General features: G+C 41.8%; 11 protein-coding genes, 1 tRNA gene and 1 pseudogene. 6 read left to right on the top strand and 7 right to left on the bottom strand.

Translation table 11 applies throughout. The features are described from left to right. Positions 1–52: 52 nt before the first annotated feature. From AAC853_RS09055 to murJ, 3 genes are all read right to left on the bottom strand, one after another. Positions 53–5,530, bottom strand: coding sequence for an inverse autotransporter beta domain-containing protein (locus AAC853_RS09055; protein ID WP_340614347.1), 5,478 nt, complete (start codon positions 5,528–5,530; stop codon positions 53–55). A 119-nt stretch (positions 5,531–5,649) separates the two neighbouring features. Continuing rightward, the gene (locus tag AAC853_RS09050) at positions 5,650–6,411 is read right to left on the bottom strand and encodes an IS5 family transposase (protein ID WP_340613462.1); all 762 of its coding nucleotides are present in this window, start codon (positions 6,409–6,411) and stop codon (positions 5,650–5,652) included. Positions 6,412–6,714: 303 nt separating this feature from the next. Then, positions 6,715–8,253: a murein biosynthesis integral membrane protein MurJ gene (murJ, locus tag AAC853_RS09045; RefSeq protein WP_340614346.1), complete on the bottom strand. Its 1,539-nt coding sequence runs from the start codon at positions 8,251–8,253 to the stop codon at positions 6,715–6,717. Positions 8,254–8,626: 373 nt separating this feature from the next. Here murJ and AAC853_RS09040 point away from each other — a divergent pair, with 373 nt between their 5' ends. The 3 genes and pseudogenes from AAC853_RS09040 (at position 8,627) to AAC853_RS09030 (ending at position 11,315) form a co-directional block, all read left to right on the top strand. Next, positions 8,627–9,388, top strand: coding sequence for an IS5 family transposase (locus tag AAC853_RS09040; protein ID WP_340613576.1), 762 nt, complete (start codon positions 8,627–8,629; stop codon positions 9,386–9,388). 424 nt (positions 9,389–9,812) lie between these two features. Beyond that, positions 9,813–10,272: pseudogene (locus AAC853_RS09035) on the top strand (IS6 family transposase); the annotation flags it as partial. Between the two features lie 128 nt (positions 10,273–10,400). Further along, a complete protein-coding gene (locus tag AAC853_RS09030; RefSeq protein WP_340614345.1) occupies positions 10,401–11,315 on the top strand; it encodes a serine/threonine protein kinase in 915 nt (304 codons plus the stop codon). Here the strand turns inward: AAC853_RS09030 and rimJ are convergent. After that, positions 11,310–11,888 (bottom strand): ribosomal protein S5-alanine N-acetyltransferase, encoded by a 579-nt coding sequence (rimJ, locus tag AAC853_RS09025; RefSeq protein ID WP_340614344.1) that lies wholly within the window; start codon positions 11,886–11,888, stop codon positions 11,310–11,312. The two genes, AAC853_RS09030 and rimJ, sit on opposite strands and share 6 nt — an antisense overlap. A gap of 175 nt (positions 11,889–12,063) precedes the next feature. Between rimJ and mdtH the strand changes: the two genes are divergently transcribed. Both mdtH and AAC853_RS09015 read left to right on the top strand, forming a co-directional pair. Further along, positions 12,064–13,269, top strand: coding sequence for a multidrug efflux MFS transporter MdtH (gene mdtH / locus AAC853_RS09020; RefSeq protein ID WP_340614343.1), 1,206 nt, complete (start codon positions 12,064–12,066; stop codon positions 13,267–13,269). Positions 13,270–13,338: 69 nt separating this feature from the next. Continuing rightward, entirely contained in the window at positions 13,339–13,902 is a 564-nt protein-coding gene (locus AAC853_RS09015; RefSeq protein ID WP_340614342.1) for a lipoprotein, read from the top strand. A gap of 93 nt (positions 13,903–13,995) precedes the next feature. On the opposite strand, the gene AAC853_RS09010 is transcribed toward AAC853_RS09015, so the two are convergent. Both AAC853_RS09010 and ghrA read right to left on the bottom strand, forming a co-directional pair. Next, positions 13,996–14,538 (bottom strand): TorD/DmsD family molecular chaperone, encoded by a 543-nt coding sequence (locus tag AAC853_RS09010; RefSeq protein ID WP_338885467.1) that lies wholly within the window; start codon positions 14,536–14,538, stop codon positions 13,996–13,998. An 84-nt stretch (positions 14,539–14,622) separates the two neighbouring features. After that, entirely contained in the window at positions 14,623–15,570 is a 948-nt protein-coding gene (gene ghrA, locus AAC853_RS09005) for a glyoxylate/hydroxypyruvate reductase GhrA (RefSeq protein ID WP_340614341.1), read from the bottom strand. Between the two features lie 317 nt (positions 15,571–15,887). On the opposite strand from ghrA, the gene AAC853_RS09000 reads away from it, so the two are divergent. Then, a tRNA-Ser gene (locus tag AAC853_RS09000) sits at positions 15,888–15,977 on the top strand. Between the two features lie 67 nt (positions 15,978–16,044). On the opposite strand, the gene AAC853_RS08995 is transcribed toward AAC853_RS09000, so the two are convergent. Beyond that, positions 16,045–17,049, bottom strand: a complete 1,005-nt coding sequence (locus tag AAC853_RS08995; protein WP_340614340.1) for an NAD(P)H-quinone oxidoreductase — start codon at positions 17,047–17,049, stop codon at positions 16,045–16,047. Between the last annotated feature and the right edge of the window lie 62 nt (positions 17,050–17,111).

Raw genomic sequence — 17,111 nt, 5'->3', positions numbered from 1 at the left:
CTGTCCCAAACTGGCATGACTAAACCATGCCAGTTTTTAATCAGGGCTAAAATTAACCGTGATCGACACACATAGCATATCCTTGAGTCGTGTCATCACTAAATGAATGGGTGTTATTTTTTAGGTTATATATAAAATTCTGTCCCTTATTTTGAGACTGACCAACACCAATAATAAATTCAGGATTACCGACTATTCCATATTTAGAAATATCGCCAAACTCTGTTATAAGATCAATATCAGATCCAGATCCCCTATAGAGTTCATAATCTGTCATTTTTTGTGTAGCACCCGTGTCCGTAGCGCAATTAAAATCATTTGGAATGGTAATTAACCCATCGGGGGAGCCAAAAAAATACCTTTTTACTTTAAATTCATAGGTATATATATATTTGGCATTATTCGTCTTTTTAACCGTTGTTATCACTTTTAAGTTAGAAACAGCTGTAGATATAAAGTTAAATGAAATTATTCCCTTATCCCATCGACTATTAGTAGATGTATCACCAATGGATGTACCACCAGAATCTATCACTTTAGGATTCGCATCATAGTTCACGCTCTTGCTATTTTCGGCAATCGGTTTTCCTGTAGAAGCATCCACTAATTCGCCCTTCAGATTCTGAAATGTATTGTAGGGTTTATTCTGCTCTTTAAATATTTTTCCTGTTGGATATTTATCACTGAATACATGCAGCCCAGCGTTCAACGTCGGTGCTTCAAAAGCAACTTGTCGATTTTCCTGACTGGAAGTTGTTTTCCCCCTTCCTGCCGGTACTTCTAATTTTACCGTCAGACCGTCAGTAACTTGACCATTACTAATATCACCAATACCCACCTGGCTGCTTAGGGTGGCCGTAATTTGACCATTTGTGACTATATTGTCATTGTCACCTTTAATTTCCCATTCAGCCTGACCGTTATAGGTTCCAGGGGCAGGGTCCAGAGTCCACTTAGCCCCTTCTACCTTATACCCGTCAGGTAGCGCAGTACCGTCAGCGTTAACCACTTTCGCCGTATAAGTATAATGTCCACCACTCCCCCCCGTTATGGGATGGTTAGGATCAAACGCAACATCAAGGCTGTCTATCTTTAAATTTTCCGTGTCAAAATCCACAGCATCAGCACACTGTTCTGTTTCAGAAATCTCAACAGAGTTTTCATCAACAGCAGAAAGACACACGATAACGCCTGTCGCTACCGGATTTTTCTCACTGCTCCGCAGTTGAACTTTTAATGTGCCATCAGATTGAGCAGTCACTTCTCCCTTCTCTGATAACCAGGTATTTTGTGGAGTACCTTTTAACCGCCACTTAAATTTAATCTCTTGCCCGGTATAAGGTGTTTTACCATCAGCACCAACCACATGCGCAGTATAGTGATAAGCGTGTTGCGGATCTTTATCTCCATCCGCCGGAACTGTGCCGGTTTTTTCGGCAACGGTGGGTTTATGAATAGTTGGCCATTTGAATTCCACATCCACCGACGTCGCTGTTTCAACGCCTTCGACAGAAGCCTCTACCGTCACTGTTTGCGCCTGCGTACTGGTTAATGTTGTGGTAGCACTCCCATCACCCTGAGTTGTGCTGCTTGTTGGACTCAGTGTTACTCCTTTTTGATTGGGATTTTTTAAGGTCCAGTTAACTTGCTTATTAGGCTCCGAATTTTTACCCGTAGCATCCTTAACGTTAACGGTCAGGATATAATTGTTACCCACCAATATGGGGCTTGATGGTGTCGGTGTTATTGACACCTGTTCCGGTTCGAAATCTACAGGTGGCTTTGCCTGAATCGGCGGTTGTTTTCCCACCGTGAGTGAAACGACAACCCCATTGACTGCCTTAGTACTGGTTAAGGTTGCCGTTAATTGTCCTTTGTCATCGGTTGTCTTATCTGATTGATCTAGCGTGAGTTCAGGCATATTGTCGGGATGTTCTATCTTCCACGTCGCATTCGAAATGTTTTTCTTGGAAACAGGGTTTCCATCAAGACCTACGATAATCGCCGTATAGGTATATTTCTGGACACCATCTGCCGTGACTATCCCTCCTGACGGCTTGACCTGAATATCCCCTTTAACCTTATAATCTTGGGTATCCTCAGTAAAGGTCACCGGAGGTTTTGCAAGAACAGGCTGTTGGCCTTCAATGGACAGTGAAACCACCACATCTTGTATTGCCTCAATGCTTTTCAGGTAGGCAACTAATTCCCCCTGCTTACCCGTTGTATCCCCGTCATTCGTCAATTTGAGGTTCGGATTGGCACTCAAATCATGACCATCCTTTGTCTTAACACTCCACTTCACGTCGGTAATTTTTTGATTATTCACATTATTACTCTGCCTATCAACGATGACAGCCGTATAGGTATACGTATCCTGGCCGTTCGCAACCAAAGGACCTTTACCTGGCTGCCCAACACCCACTACTTTAATATGATATTTCGACGTATCCGCAGTAAAGGTCACCGGAGGTTTTGCAAGAACAGGCTGTTGGCCTTCAATGGACAGTGAAACCACCACATCTTGTATTGCCTCAATGCTTTTCAGGTAGGCAACTAATTCCCCCTGCTTACCCGTTGTATCCCCGTCATTCGTCAATTTGAGGTTCGGATTGGCACTCAAATCATGACCATCCTTTGTCTTAACACTCCACTTCACGTCGGTAATTTTTTGATTATTCACATTATTACTCTGCCTATCAACGATGACAGCCGTATAGGTATACGTATCCTGGCCGTTCGCAACCAAAGGACCTTTACCTGGCTGCCCAACACCCACTACTTTAATATGATATTTCGACGTATCCGCAGTAAAGGTCACCGGAGGTTTTGCAAGAACAGGCTGTTGGCCTTCAATGGACAGTGAAACCACCACATCTTGTATTGCCTCAATGCTTTTCAGGTAGGCAACTAATTCCCCCTGCTTACCCGTTGTATCCCCGTCATTCGTCAATTTGAGGTTCGGATTGGCACTCAAATCATGACCATCCTTTGTCTTAACACTCCACTTCACGTCGGTAATTTTTTGATTATTCACATTATTATTATGCCTATCAACGATGACAGCCGTATAGGTATACGTATCCTGGCCGTTCGCAACCAAAGGACCTTTACCTGGCTGCCCAACACCCACTACTTTAATATGATATTTCGACGTATCCGCAGTAAAGGTCACCGGAGGTTTTGCAAGAACAGGCTGTTGGCCTTCAATGGACAGTGAAACCACCACATCTTGTATTGCCTCAATGCTTTTCAGGTAGGCAACTAATTCCCCCTGCTTACCCGTTGTATCCCCGTCATTCGTCAATTTGAGGTTCGGATTGGCACTCAAATCATGACCATCCTTTGTCTTAACACTCCACTTCACGTCGGTAATTTTTTGATTATTCACATTATTATTATGCCTATCAACGATGACAGCCGTATAGGTATACGTATCCTGGCCGTTCGCAACCAAAGGACCTTTACCTGGCTGCCCAACACCCACTACTTTAATATGATATTTCGACGTATCCGCAGTAAAAGAGACGGGTTGTTCTGCCAGCACAGGTTTGTGGTTACCAATGGCGAGTGAAACCGTGATATCCTTTATTGCCTCTGTACTGGCCAAGGTGGCCGTTAATTTTCCTTCCCTATCCGTTGTGACGTCACCATTTGATGGGTTCCAAATCAGCCCATTCTGGTTCCTATCCTTACTCCAATTTACATTGGCGATTTTCTGGTTTTTCACCGGATTGTTATCATCATTTAACACCACCGCACTGTAGGTATAAGCCAGGGAACCGTTGGCTATCCGTGACGGTACTAGCGGTGAAACCTTAACTTTATCGACGTGGAAACTGGCCTGATTTTCATCAAAGCTGACCTCCCCTACTAATTGTGGCGGCTGGCTATTCAGTTGCAGGTACACTTTGACGTCTTTATGGGGCTGGGAACTGATTAAGACAGGTTTGCGTTTGAAATATCCGTTTTCATCCAATGCTACAGAACCTGATGCTTCCCAATCAATCCATTGCAACCCTGTATCCGGTCCGGTTTTTGGATCGGTTATCCACTGAACATGGCTAATAGTGGCATTTTTTATCGGTGCACCATTAACCGTATTAAACGTGATCACCGGGTTAAACGTATAGCCATCCTTTTTATTCCCCGTCGCAGGCAATGGCCCCGCAGGGGTAAAATAAGCCCCTTCCTGTTTTTTCAGCATAAAGGGCCTGACAATCACGTGCATCGCAACCGGCGCTGATTTTTGACCATCGTCCAATTCAGCCAGGGCATAGATGGGGTAATTGTTATGCGGGTTATCGCCGGATAAATAGGTTGGCAGGGTGACTTTTATGGTGTGACCGACACGGGAAGAAAGTTTCCCGCCGTTTTTTTCAAAATCTTTGTTCGTTGTCCAGTAGATCTGCTTAACAAAATCATTAGACGATAATTTGACGGTAATCTCGCGCTGTTCCTGGCTGTATCCAACAATCGTTTCCGGTAACGACAATTGGACAATCGGTTTTTTCTGATGCTCAAGCACAATATGATTATTTCTTTCTACCAAATCATAACGGCTACCCGCTAATGCCCTTGCCGCCGCCACATTTTCTGGCGATAACTGCATACTTAGGGGAACACCCAGTTTATAGTTAAAATTCGCCAAAAACTGTGTTTCGCTGTGCCCACTTCCCCCTTGTTTATAATCCACCCCCAAGGTAAACAGTGGAACCGGAGTGTAAGACAGTCCCAATGTCGCCAGAACGGGGTTTTTCTGTTTTGTGTCACGATTGAATAAGGTCACGTCATCGCCAAAATACTGCTGATAAGACAGTTTGGCGCCCAAATGAGGATAAACAGGTAAGAAAAACTCTCCATTAATATCATAACCATTGGCTGGGCGTTCGTAATAACCGGCAAAATTCCGTGAGTTTTTCCAGTTACTCAAGCGATAATAGGTGTTAGCGGACAATTTAATATAATCTCCCCCTATTTCTCCGCCCAGCCCAAGGCGTTGATTTTTCCCCGTCAGGTCATGGTCATAAAAGATATTCAGACCATACATCCAGTCCTGATAAAAATAACGACCACCTAACCCCAGATTCATAGTATTCCGGCTGTCTTTATTACGATAACCTAGTTGAGAAAAGAACAACCAGTCTGCTTGATTATCATAAATGGGCAGTAACAGATCGAATGAATTGTTTTTTAGCGTTCCCTTTCTATCCAGCCCAAAATTAATTCTGACAGTACCAAACTGTGATAACCATTTTTGTGCACCGGAAGCGACTGCACTGTTAAATTGCCCTATCGCGTAGGATTTAGCTTGTTCTGCCAGTTCTGAAGGTGAGGATGACAGGATATTGCCTGCCATTTGGATATTTTTAGTAATCACACTGGGTGGAGGAGGATTGTTTTTTTTAACGCTCTCTTTTTTTTCAGATGCCAAATAACTATCGGCAAAGGAGTTTGTGATCGTATAGGGTACTAATAATGTGTAAAGGAAAAAGAATAAAACAGTGCCTTTGCCAATATACGATAACATATATAAACACCTTATAAGTTTTGATATTAACTCACTTTTTTAGTTACCCTTACTCATAAAATAATTCAGATCTACGCCTATTATGATACTAGGGCGTGTTGACGTTTACCGTTTATCATTTACTCAACCCACATGGGTAGCCATATCATGACAAATGCCAGCGCCAACATGCTGGCATAATTTCGGGCTAATTTATCGTATCTTGTCGCAATAGCTCGAAAATGTTTTATTCTGGCAAACGCATTTTCGACCAAATGCCGATAACGGTATAAAACATCATCAATATTCTTATCTGATTTTCGGCTGTTTTTTCGATAAGGAATCACTGTTTTCGAACCTCGTTTTTCAACGAATCTTCTGAACACGTTACTCTCGTAACCTTTATCCGCAATCACAAAATCGGATGTGGGTGAATGTGCAACTAAACTTTCCGCATGGACAATGTCATGTGTTTGGCCCCCTGACAGCTCAAAATGCACGGGCAGCCCGTAACTGTCTACAGCCAAATGAATTTTTGTAGAACGCCCACCCCGACTCTTGCCAATGGCTTCATCTTCCGGTGATACGGCTCCTGAACTGTGTTGATGAGCACGCACAATACTGCCATCAATGAATAACCACTCGGTATCCGTATTCTCAGATAATAATTTGAATAATAGCGCAAAAACCCCTTTTTTTGACCAGGCATTGAAACGCTTAAAAAGGGTATTCCATTTTCCGAATTCCTCGGGTAAATCCCGCCACGGACATCCCGTTCTCATTCGATAAAGTATCCCTTCGAAAGTTAGGTAATGTTCTTCTTTGTAGTAAATGCATCCATGTTGTTGCATCAATACAGCTAGCGTATTCCATAAAGATTTTGATAACATTGTTCTTGGCATGATGAGCTGGAGTAATGGTTTTTTCGCGAAGACAATGATACCAGATCATCATGCTGTTCAAATTCCCCTTTCAAAACGTCAACACGCCCTAGTTATTTATTCTATTTTTGCGTTATTAAAAACAGTTATCGCGTGATAACTGTTTTTAATAACCTATACCAATCTAACTTCAAGAACTGCGTGTGATTTCTCCCCGCTTCGCGGGAAGAAACTGCCCGCCAAAAGAAATTATGCAAACGTTGGTGCATTTCTCCCCGCTTCGCGGGGAGGAACAATATGCATATTGAAGTAAGATGGGTATAGTTACATCAATCCTCGTTGGGCAAAATCCTTCAATCGGAACCCCATCAAAGCCAATGCGGCAAAATAGCTCCCTGCTCCCGCAATCACAACCCCCATCAATCGTAGCAGGCGCAATGCCATATTGCCCTGATCCCAGGCAGGCATAAACCACAATATTATCAGTAATACCCCAACCATAACGGCAATTGCCACCGCCAACTTCAATAAGAATAGCCCCCATCCTGCCAGCGGTTTAAAAATCTCACGCTTGCGCAATTGCCAATAAAGCATACTGGCATTGAAACAGGCAGCCAAACCGATAGAAAGCGCCAATCCCGCATGTTTTAATGGGCCAATAAAAGCAAGGTTCATTAACTGAGTCAAAATCAGGGTTGCAATCGCAATCTTGACTGGGGTTTTAATATCCTGACGGGAGTAAAAACCAGGAGCGAGGACTTTAACCACAATCAATCCCATCAAGCCAAAGCAGTACGCAATTAACGCCCGTTGTGTCATTTCTGCATCAAAGGCAGAAAAATTGCCGTATTGAAAGAGTGACACGGTTAAGGGTTCTGCCAGAATACCCAACGCCACCGCGCAAGGTAATGCCAACAAAAAGCAAAGGCGCAATCCCCAATCCATTAATTTTCTATATTCCTGGTGATCCCCGTTAGAAAAACTCTTTGCCAATGAAGGCAGCAGGATAGTGCCTAGTGCCACTCCCAGCACACCCGAAGGTAATTCCATTAAACGATCAGCGTAATACATCCACGAAACCGAGCCAGAAACCAGAAATGAAGCAAAAATGGTGTTGATGATCAATGAAATTTGACTGACAGAAACCCCCAAAATAGCCGGCCCCATCTGGCGAATAACCCGCCACACCCCGCTGTCACGAAAGGAAATTCGTGGCAATACCAGCATTCCTATTTTTTTCAGGTGCGGAAGCTGATAAGCCAGTTGCAAAATACCACCAGCAATCACGGCCCAACCTAATGCCATCACAGGTGGATCACAGTAAGGTGCCACAAACAGCGAGAAAATGATCATGCTGATATTAAGCAATGTTGGTGCAAAAGCGGGCACAGAAAAGCGATTCCATGTATTGAGAATCGCTCCTGCTAACGAAGCCAACGATATCAAGAAAATGTAAGGGAAAGTAATTCTGAGTAAATCACGGGTTAAAGTGAATTTATCCGGCGTATCTGTAAAACCTGGTGCCGTCACATAGATGACCCAAGGAGCGGCTATCACCCCTATCACGGTGACTATTGCCAAAATCAACGTCAACATTCCTGATATATAGGCAATAAAAGTGCGTGTCGCTTCATCCCCTTGCTGATTTTTATACTCAGCAAGTATGGGCACAAACGCTTGTGAAAAAGCGCCCTCAGCAAAAATACGACGCAGTAAGTTAGGCAGTTTAAAAGCAACGAAAAAGGCATCCGTCGCCACGCCAGCACCAAATATACGAGCAATGATGGCATCACGAATAAAGCCCAGAACGCGGGAGAACATCGTCATTGAGCTAACCGCTGCCAGTGATTTCAATAAATTCATGGTATTTTCTAAGATTAATTTTTATGAAATGAGCATAAAAGATGTAAAGCGATTAGCTCAAAGAAATCAAGATAATATTATCGAATATTAATAAATTCCTTTCATTTCAAGGTTGGAAAACATAACAAACAATTTACATACCGCTAAGCGGCTCCTAAATGTTAATTTATTGCTTCAAAAATGTTAACGTCTTTTCTATTCATAGCATAGCAGGTATCTCTCATCCATGTTTTTTAGCAAAAAAAGGCAACATCATAAAAAAAATAAATTTATATCTCTAATAGGGCGTGTTGACGTTTCGTGGAGGGAAGTTTGAACAGCATGATGATCTGGTATCATTGTCTTCGCGAAAAAACCATTACCCCAGCTCATCATGCCAAGAACAATGTTATCAAAATCTTTATGGAATACGCTAGCTGTATTAATGCAACAACATGGATGTATTTACCACAAAGACGCGCATTACCTGACTTTCGAAGGGATCCTTTATCGAATGAGAACGGGATGTCCGTGGCGGGATTTACCCGATGAATTTGGCAAATGGAATACGCTTTTTAAGCGCTTTAACGCCTGGTCAAAGAAAGGTGTTTTTGAATTATTATTCAAATTGTTATCTGAAAATACAGACACCGAATGGTTATTCATTGATGGGAGTATTATCCGCGCTCATCAACATAGCTCAGGGGCAACTTCAACAGAAGATGAAGCCATTGGTAAAAGTCGAGGTGGACGTTCGACTAAAATTCATTTGGCCGTAGACAGTTATGGTTTGCCTGTCCATTTTGAGCTGTCAGGGGGTCAAACGCACGACATTGTACATGCAGAAAGTTTGGTCACCCATTCACCCGCATCCGATTTTGTGATCGCGGATAAAGGTTACGATAGCGGTACTTTCAGAGATTTCGTTGAAAAACAAGGTTCAAAAACGGTCATTCCCTATCGAAAAAATAGCCGAAAACCCGATAAAAGTATTGATGAAGATTTATACTGTTATCGGCATTTGGTCGAAAATGCGTTTGCCAGAATAAAACATTTTCGAGCTATTGCGACAAGATACGATAAATTGGCGCGAAATTACGCCAGTATGTTGGCACTGGCGTTTGTCATTATATGGTTACCGATGTGGGTTGAGTAAATGGTGAACTCAAAACGTCAACAGCCCCTAGAAAAAAGCAGTTACTGATTTAAAAAGCCTAAATTTTAGATTTATTTCAGTCACTAATATCAAAGCAGACTTTCCTAATAGAACTATGTTAACCAAATTAAAAAAATAATCTTTCTGATAAGACATTCAAGATTAACCAGCCAATTCATCCTGTTTTTAAATACATATAATAATTAATAGGTTATACATTAAAACTTTAGCCAATAAATTTTCACCAACCTACCTGAGCTATTTATAGCGTTAATTAAACTTGTGGTTTTTAAATATTAACAAACATATAGACAGGCATAGTAATGAGTTTTAATTAAATAAAAAAATAAACTTATATATTTCATCAACAGAATTACACCTATAGATTGCAAACAGTAAACATTATGCTTAACTCATAAACAGCATGGACGAAACCTATATTAAAATCAAAAGACAATGGAAATATTTGTACCAAGAAGTCGATACAACCGGGCAAACTATCGACTTTCCGCTGACGGCCAAGCGGGATGCTCCCGCCGCGTTGCCCTTCTTTCGCAAGGCGATCCGCCATCACGGTGAGCCTGAGATCGTGACCCTTGATAAAAGTGAAGCGAATACCACTGCACTGGCAACGCTCAACGCCGATAGACCCAAAAAGGAAACCATCACTATCCGACAAAGTAAATACCTTAACAACTTGGTGGAGCAAGATCACCGTAATATCAAACGTCGGATACGGCCGCTGTTAGGTTTTAATCGTTTCGTCGGGTTCAAACGATTTTAGCGGGGATAGAACTCGTTTCATGCTGCTTAAAGGACAATCTTCACAATCAGAAGATAAAGCATTGTCACCGGCAGAAATGTTTTATCGATTAGCTAAATAAAATACAACCAACCCCACATTGACTCAGATTTTCTCTGTTAATACGACAGAACCCTTCAACTTTATCTCGAACAAGGTGAGTTTCAATGTCAATTCACAAACTAAGCAGATAACTGAGAGGCTATCCATTTGCAAAATTTTCAGAGAACACATATCGATGACAACATTGGTTTTATTTACCCACTTCCAATTGGGTACTGCCTTAATGAATTTGAAATCGAAGAAGTCATTGGCAAAAGTAGGGGCAGTATTGTTTATCGTGTTTGGGATCATCATCTCAAACAATCTATTTCTATCAAAGAATACACGCCCCACTCTTTTGCTACACGCAATCAAAATATGAAACTCAATTTACGAGGAAAAAAGTTGGAAAAACGCTTTTATGCTGGGTTGCAAGACTTTATCCGTGAAGCCCACTTAATGTCCTGTTTCGAACACCCCTGTCTTCCCCATTTTCTGCGTTTTTGGCAGCAAAACTGCACAGCGTATATAGCCGCGTCCTTTTACAAAGGGATGACATTAAATAAATTGAGGATAAAAAATCCACATTTCATCAATGAAAATTGGTTTCGTCAGATACTGTTTCCTTTGTTAAATGTTCTTGATACGCTCCATCAAAGGAATTATTTACATGGTGATATTTCCTTAGACAATATTTTGATCCAAGAGAATCAATCACCCATATTGCTGGATTTAGGATCTACCCGCCAAACAACAACACGCTTGTCTGATGATACAGAAATAACCATCCGATCCGGCTTTACTCCTGTTGAACAATACACTGCCAATGAAGAAAACCAACAAGGACCCTGGACAGATCTTTATGCGTTAGGAGCAGTACTCTATACCTTGATTGTAGGTAACCCCCCTCCGGTCAGCATCGTACGCAATCTTGAAGATAATTATCAGCCGCTGGTCAAACTGCGGCCAGCGGGATATTCCTTACCGTTTCTGCTTGCCATTGACTCTGCTCTGGCAATACAGCCCTCAAGACGGCCACCGTCTATATCCGAATTCATTACTATTTTTTCAACACATTTATAACCCCCAAGAATCATCAACCAATGATGTCAACACATGATCTTGCCAAACACCGTCAATCATTAAATAGTTCCTAGCATAGCCTTCTCGTTCAAAACCTAATTTCTTCAGTAAATTTCCACTGCGATGATTATGTGGCATGTAATTAGCCATAATTCGGTGCATTTTTTGATGGCGTTGCATATAACGGATTGTCGGTTGCAAAGCTTCATACATTAACCCTTGGCCTTGCCATTTCTCGCCCAAAGAATAACCAAGGTAACAGGAATAAAACGCTCCCCGTACAACATTAGTGAAGTTAGCAATCCCCATCACTTCATTTTCATTAGGATCTAATAACAAGAAATTAAATGCCGAGCCCTGCCGCTGTAATTCTGCAATATAATTCAGCCTGTTTGTCCACCCAGAAGGTTGATAAAAACTACCATCTCTTGTCGGTTCCCATGGCTTAAGAAAATCTTTATTTTCTGAATAATATTCAGCCAACCTATAAGTATCCCGTTCATATACCACACGAATAACCATTCTATTCGTAATAAAGCGAATCTTGGGAGATGTAGAACGATAACCAAACATATTTTCTCCTGATATTTACCCTGGGAAATTTATTAAGTAATTTAGCGCTTACGGCATTTTTAATCACCCTCTGACGATAAAAAAATATCATCTATATCTCTCTATCTTAATACTCAAATTAAGTCCAAAATAACAAAGTATTCACATTTATCTTTTCGTACTCCAATGGTGCAAAATGTCATTAGTTTCACAAGCGCGTAGCTTGGGTAAATATTTTCTTTTATTTGATAATCTGCTCGTTATTTTAGGGTTTTTTGTTGTTTTTCCCCTAATTTCTATTCGTTTCGTCGAACAACTTGGCTGGGCTGCCGTTATTGTCGGTTTGGCACTTGGTTTGCGCCAACTGGTACAACAAGGGTTAGGTATCTTTGGTGGTGCTATAGCGGATAAGTTCGGTGCTAAGCCCATGATTGTCACAGGTATGTTACTACGGGCTGTAGGATTTGCCTTGATGGCTGTGGCAATTGAACCCTGGATATTACTCCTTTCCTGCATTTTATCTGGATTGGGGGGGACATTGTTCGATCCGCCAAGGGCTGCATTAGTCATAAAATTAACTCGCCCTCATGAACGTAACCGTTTCTATTCGCTTTTATTAATGCAAGATAGTGCTGGTGCCGTCATTGGCGCACTGATAGGAAGCTGGTTGCTGCAATATAATTTCAATATTGTCTGCTGGATTGGCGCAACAATCTTTGTCTTAGCCGCTCTATTTAACGCTTTGTTTCTGCCGGCATACCGTATCTCAACAATTCGCACCCCCATCAAGGAAGGTCTGGGACGTGTGATCAAAGATCGTCGATTCTTTTACTATGTACTGACATTAGCAGGTTATTTTATCTTGTCAGTTCAAGTTATGTTAATGTTTCCTATTATAATCCATGAAATTTCCGGTACAGCTACCGCCGTTAAGTGGATGTATGCCATTGAGGCTGTCATCTCCCTGACACTGCTCTACCCCATCGCCCGCTGGAGTGAGAAATATTTTCGGCTGGAACAACGCCTAATAGCAGGCCTGTTTTTAATGAGTCTTTGCATGTTTCCAATCGGTTGGGTCAATCAATTGCATCTTATCTTTGGCCTGATTTGTCTGTTCTATCTCGGCCTGGTAATAGCAGAGCCAGCACGTGAAACCCTGAGTGCTTCACTGGCTGATCCACGGGCGCGCGGCAGTTACATGGGATTCAGCCGACTGGGGCTGGCATTAGGAGGCATGTTGGGCTATACCGGCGGTGGGTGGCTTTATGATACAGGCCATGCCTTAAATATACCGCAATTACCGTGGCTCCTGCTAGGATTGGTGGGTTTAGTGACCATTTATGCCCTGCATCACCAATTCAACCAGAAGAAAATTGAACCTATCATTATTAACAAGCATTAATCATATAATGAGCTAATTAAGTATTAATTAGTGTAAATATCTGCTCATTGAAAACAAAAGGAGACAACAATGAGAAGATTTTTCTTAGGGACTATCTTGCTACTGGTAGGATTAGTCAGCGGCTGTGATCAATTTAAGGAAGTCAGTATCAATGAAGGTTTGCTGAATGATTATTTACTAAAAAGAGTTCATTATCAAAAGCAAATTAACCTGCCCGTGGCTACCGAAGCTAATATCACACTGGGAAATTTGACCAGCCAAATTGGCCGCCAAGATCCAGAAAAAATTGAATTATCAACTCTGGCAAAAGTTCAATTAGTGACCTTGCTGGGGACGGTTCATGCTGATATGAAACTGACTATTAGGGCTAAACCGATATTTGATGCGGAAAAAGGGGCTATTTTCATTAACGGGTTGGAAATCATAGACTACCAAACCACACCAGAAAAAGTCGCCACGCCAATTAAAACGTTGCTCCCTTATTTAAATGTGTCTTTAAGTGAGTTTTTTGATGACCATCCGGTATATGTCTTAAATCCGGAAAAAAGTAAATCTGAAGCCGCTGCTTTAAAATTAGCTAAAAGATTAAAAATTCAACCCGGTAAATTGGTCATTGATTTGGTTGATAAATAATTTCCATTGTCGATGAAATAGTAAGAGCGAATTATTAAATAAGCCGCTCTTACTTATTGTCGCTAGTTACCGATTGGCTTATCTATAGTGTTGTCACTCTACTTCCAGCTCTTCACGTAACGCTTGCAATGCCTCTCGAGTCATCATCGCCAATGTCCGATAAAAGCCACTGGTCGCATGAGCTTCAACTTTACCAAGAAATTGTCCACACCAAGGCAACAAATATTCATCAAATAACTTAATCTGAGCCTGGATCTCATCCTCTGCGGCCTGATCTTCCAACCATGATGCAGCTAACAATAAGGAACCAAATTGATCAGCAGGGATATCAGTCAAAGGCATACCTCGCTCCACCAAAAACTGGCGTACTTCACTTTCATCCTTATCAGTATAATCAGAGCGGCAGACTGCAACGCCCGCAGATTCTCCAGTAAATAAGGCATGATAATCGGCTTCAATTACCGATAATTCACTGCTTTTCTGCAACCTATCCAATAACTCATCTTGCTCCAAAGGCCACAATGGTTTCAATTTTCCCTCAGCAATCAGGGTGATTACCGGTTGCAAAACAGGATCTTGTGGTGCTCGGTTAAACAATGTTCCCAAGATGCGGCAGACAATAGAAAATTCGTTCATGGTTTAATTCATCTCCAATAACTTATCTAAATAATAAATATCTGTTATTGTCCCTAATCGTCTGCCTTGCTGTAAAGCGAGTTGTTAATAACCAAGGGTCACATCAACGAGGCCAATGGGTGATTCACCTTTTTCCATTCGTCGAATATTGTCACAAATCATATCTATAGCTTCATCAAGAATAGTCTTAGCCGCGATATGTGGCGTGATATTAATGCGTGGGTGAGTCCAGAAAGGATGCAAATTTGATAGCGGTTCTTCAACAAATACATCCAGGGTTGCGCCAGCCACATATCCGTTATCAATGGCTGTCAGCAAATCTTGCTCTACCAATTGGGCACCTCGTGCAATATTAATCACATATGAGCCAGATTTTAACTGCCTGAATAGTGCAAGATTTAAGAGACCACGCGTTTCTGGCGTATCCGGCAGAATATTAATCAATACCTTACATTCAGAAAGGAAATCATTCAGTTGCGTTTTCCCATAAAAACTCTCGACATGATCAATTTGTTTTGGTGTTCGGCTCCAGCAGCGAACATTGAAATCAAATTCTTTCAATTTTTCAATAACGCTACGCCCCAAAACGCCTGCCCCCAGGACACCAATAACAAACTCTTCTCGATTATGGGCAGGAATGGGGTTCCAAAGACGCTGTTCTTGATATTGTTTATATTCATCCATGCGGCGAAAATAGTATAAAACTGAGGAAACCGCATATTCCTGCATTTGCTGTGCCATGCCCGTATCTTCAAGACGTATTAGCGGGATCCCTTTAGGCAATGTCCCTGGATTGGCTAATTCTTGCTGAAGGATGGCATCCACTCCAGCCCCAAGTGAAAATATGCCTTTGATATCCTGACGGTTAGCTAACATTTCATAGGGAGGTAACCAAACTAATGCATAATCAGCCGGGGCATTATCACCACTAATCCATTGCCGGATGTTAGCTTCAGGTAATCGAGCTTGTATTCCCTGAATCCATTCATCGCCATTAAAATTAGGGGAAGAGTGAAAGAAGATGATGTTCATAAAATCTCATTCCTTTTTGTTTTTCTAATAGGGTTAACTTATTGCTGAAAGGTTGCAAGCCTCCTATAAGGAAGACAGGAATAAAAATAATGATAATGTTATCTGGTTAACAAATTTGCCATAATCTGTTGCAACAAAAAAAGCATCTTTACTCCCCGTAATTGGCTATCCACCACACAAATTGTTTTTTATTTGTCTAATTGGTCAAAAAGCCTGAAAAAATCGTCATAAGCCTGTTGACGCCTGCCCTGTTTTTCCCTATAGTAGCGCCCCGTTGCAGCGACGAACTCAAGAGAAATCACTGCAATATGAAATACGGTGAGGTGTCCGAGAGGCTGAAGGAGCACGCCTGGAAAGTGTGTATACGTGAAAACGTATCGAGGGTTCGAATCCCTCCCTCACCGCCATTTTCTACGAAACAGCCTGAATTGATATTCAGGCTGTTTTTCCATCCCAAATACCCAATAAAATCGCCTATACCACCAGCATAATTTTCCCAATATGCTCACTGCTTTCCATCAGTGCGTGCGCCTTTGATGCCTGGCTGAGTGGGAACGTTTTAAATATCTGTGGCTTAATTTTCCCTTGCTCTAATAAAGGCCAAACTTTTTCACGTAGATCACGAGCAATATTGGCTTTATCTTCAACACTACGAGAACGCAGTGTAGAACCTGTGATTGTGAGACGTTTTTGCAGTAATGGCATCAAATTAAGTGCGTTCGCCTTTCCATGCTGCACACCTATTTGAATAATTCTGCCCTCTGTAGCTGCCGCCTGAAAATTTTTTGCCACATAATCACCAGCGATAAGATCAACAATCACATCTGCACCGTGTCCATTAGTCGCTTGTAAAGTGAGTTCGACAAAGTCCTCCGTTTTATAGTTGATAGAGACATCAGCACCTAACGCCAAACTGGCTTGACGTTTCTCTTCAGAACCTACAGTGGTAATCACATAAGCACCAAATGTTTTTGCCAGTAAAGTAGCAACAGTGCCAATACCCGAAGTGCCGCCGTGGACTAAAACCGTTTCACCTGCTTTCAACTTGCCACGTTGAAATAGATTCACCCATACCGTAAAAAATGTTTCCGGTAATGCCGCAGCTTCCAACAAACTATAACCTTTAGGGATTGGTAATGCGTTACTCTCATGTACTTTGCAATATTCAGCGTACCCTCCCCCTGCAATTAATGCACATACCTGATCACCAACAGCATAGCGCGTTACAGCTGGATCAACAGCAACAACTGTCCCTGAAACTTCCAAACCTGGAATTTCAGAAGCCCCCGCTGGTGGGGGATAATATCCACGTCGCTGTGCCACATCGGGGCGATTGACACCTGCGGCTGCCACTTTAACCAATATTTCCTCTTCGCTAAGTTCAGGAATAGGCATTTTTATCAGTGTTAAAACATTAGGCTCTCCTGGCTGGCTAATCTCAACCGCAACCATTTCCTTATCAAACGAATATACTGACATTTGTTTCTCCTTATTCGATCATATGGGTATGACTATCAGACAACCATTTTTATTAAAATAAA

It is taken from the genome of Xenorhabdus thailandensis (assembly GCF_037996785.1).
In the GTDB taxonomy this organism is placed as follows: Bacteria; Pseudomonadota; Gammaproteobacteria; order Enterobacterales; family Enterobacteriaceae; genus Xenorhabdus; species Xenorhabdus griffiniae.
The sequence above is the reverse complement of the archived record's forward strand: the minus strand, read 5'-3'. Positions and strand labels throughout refer to the sequence as shown.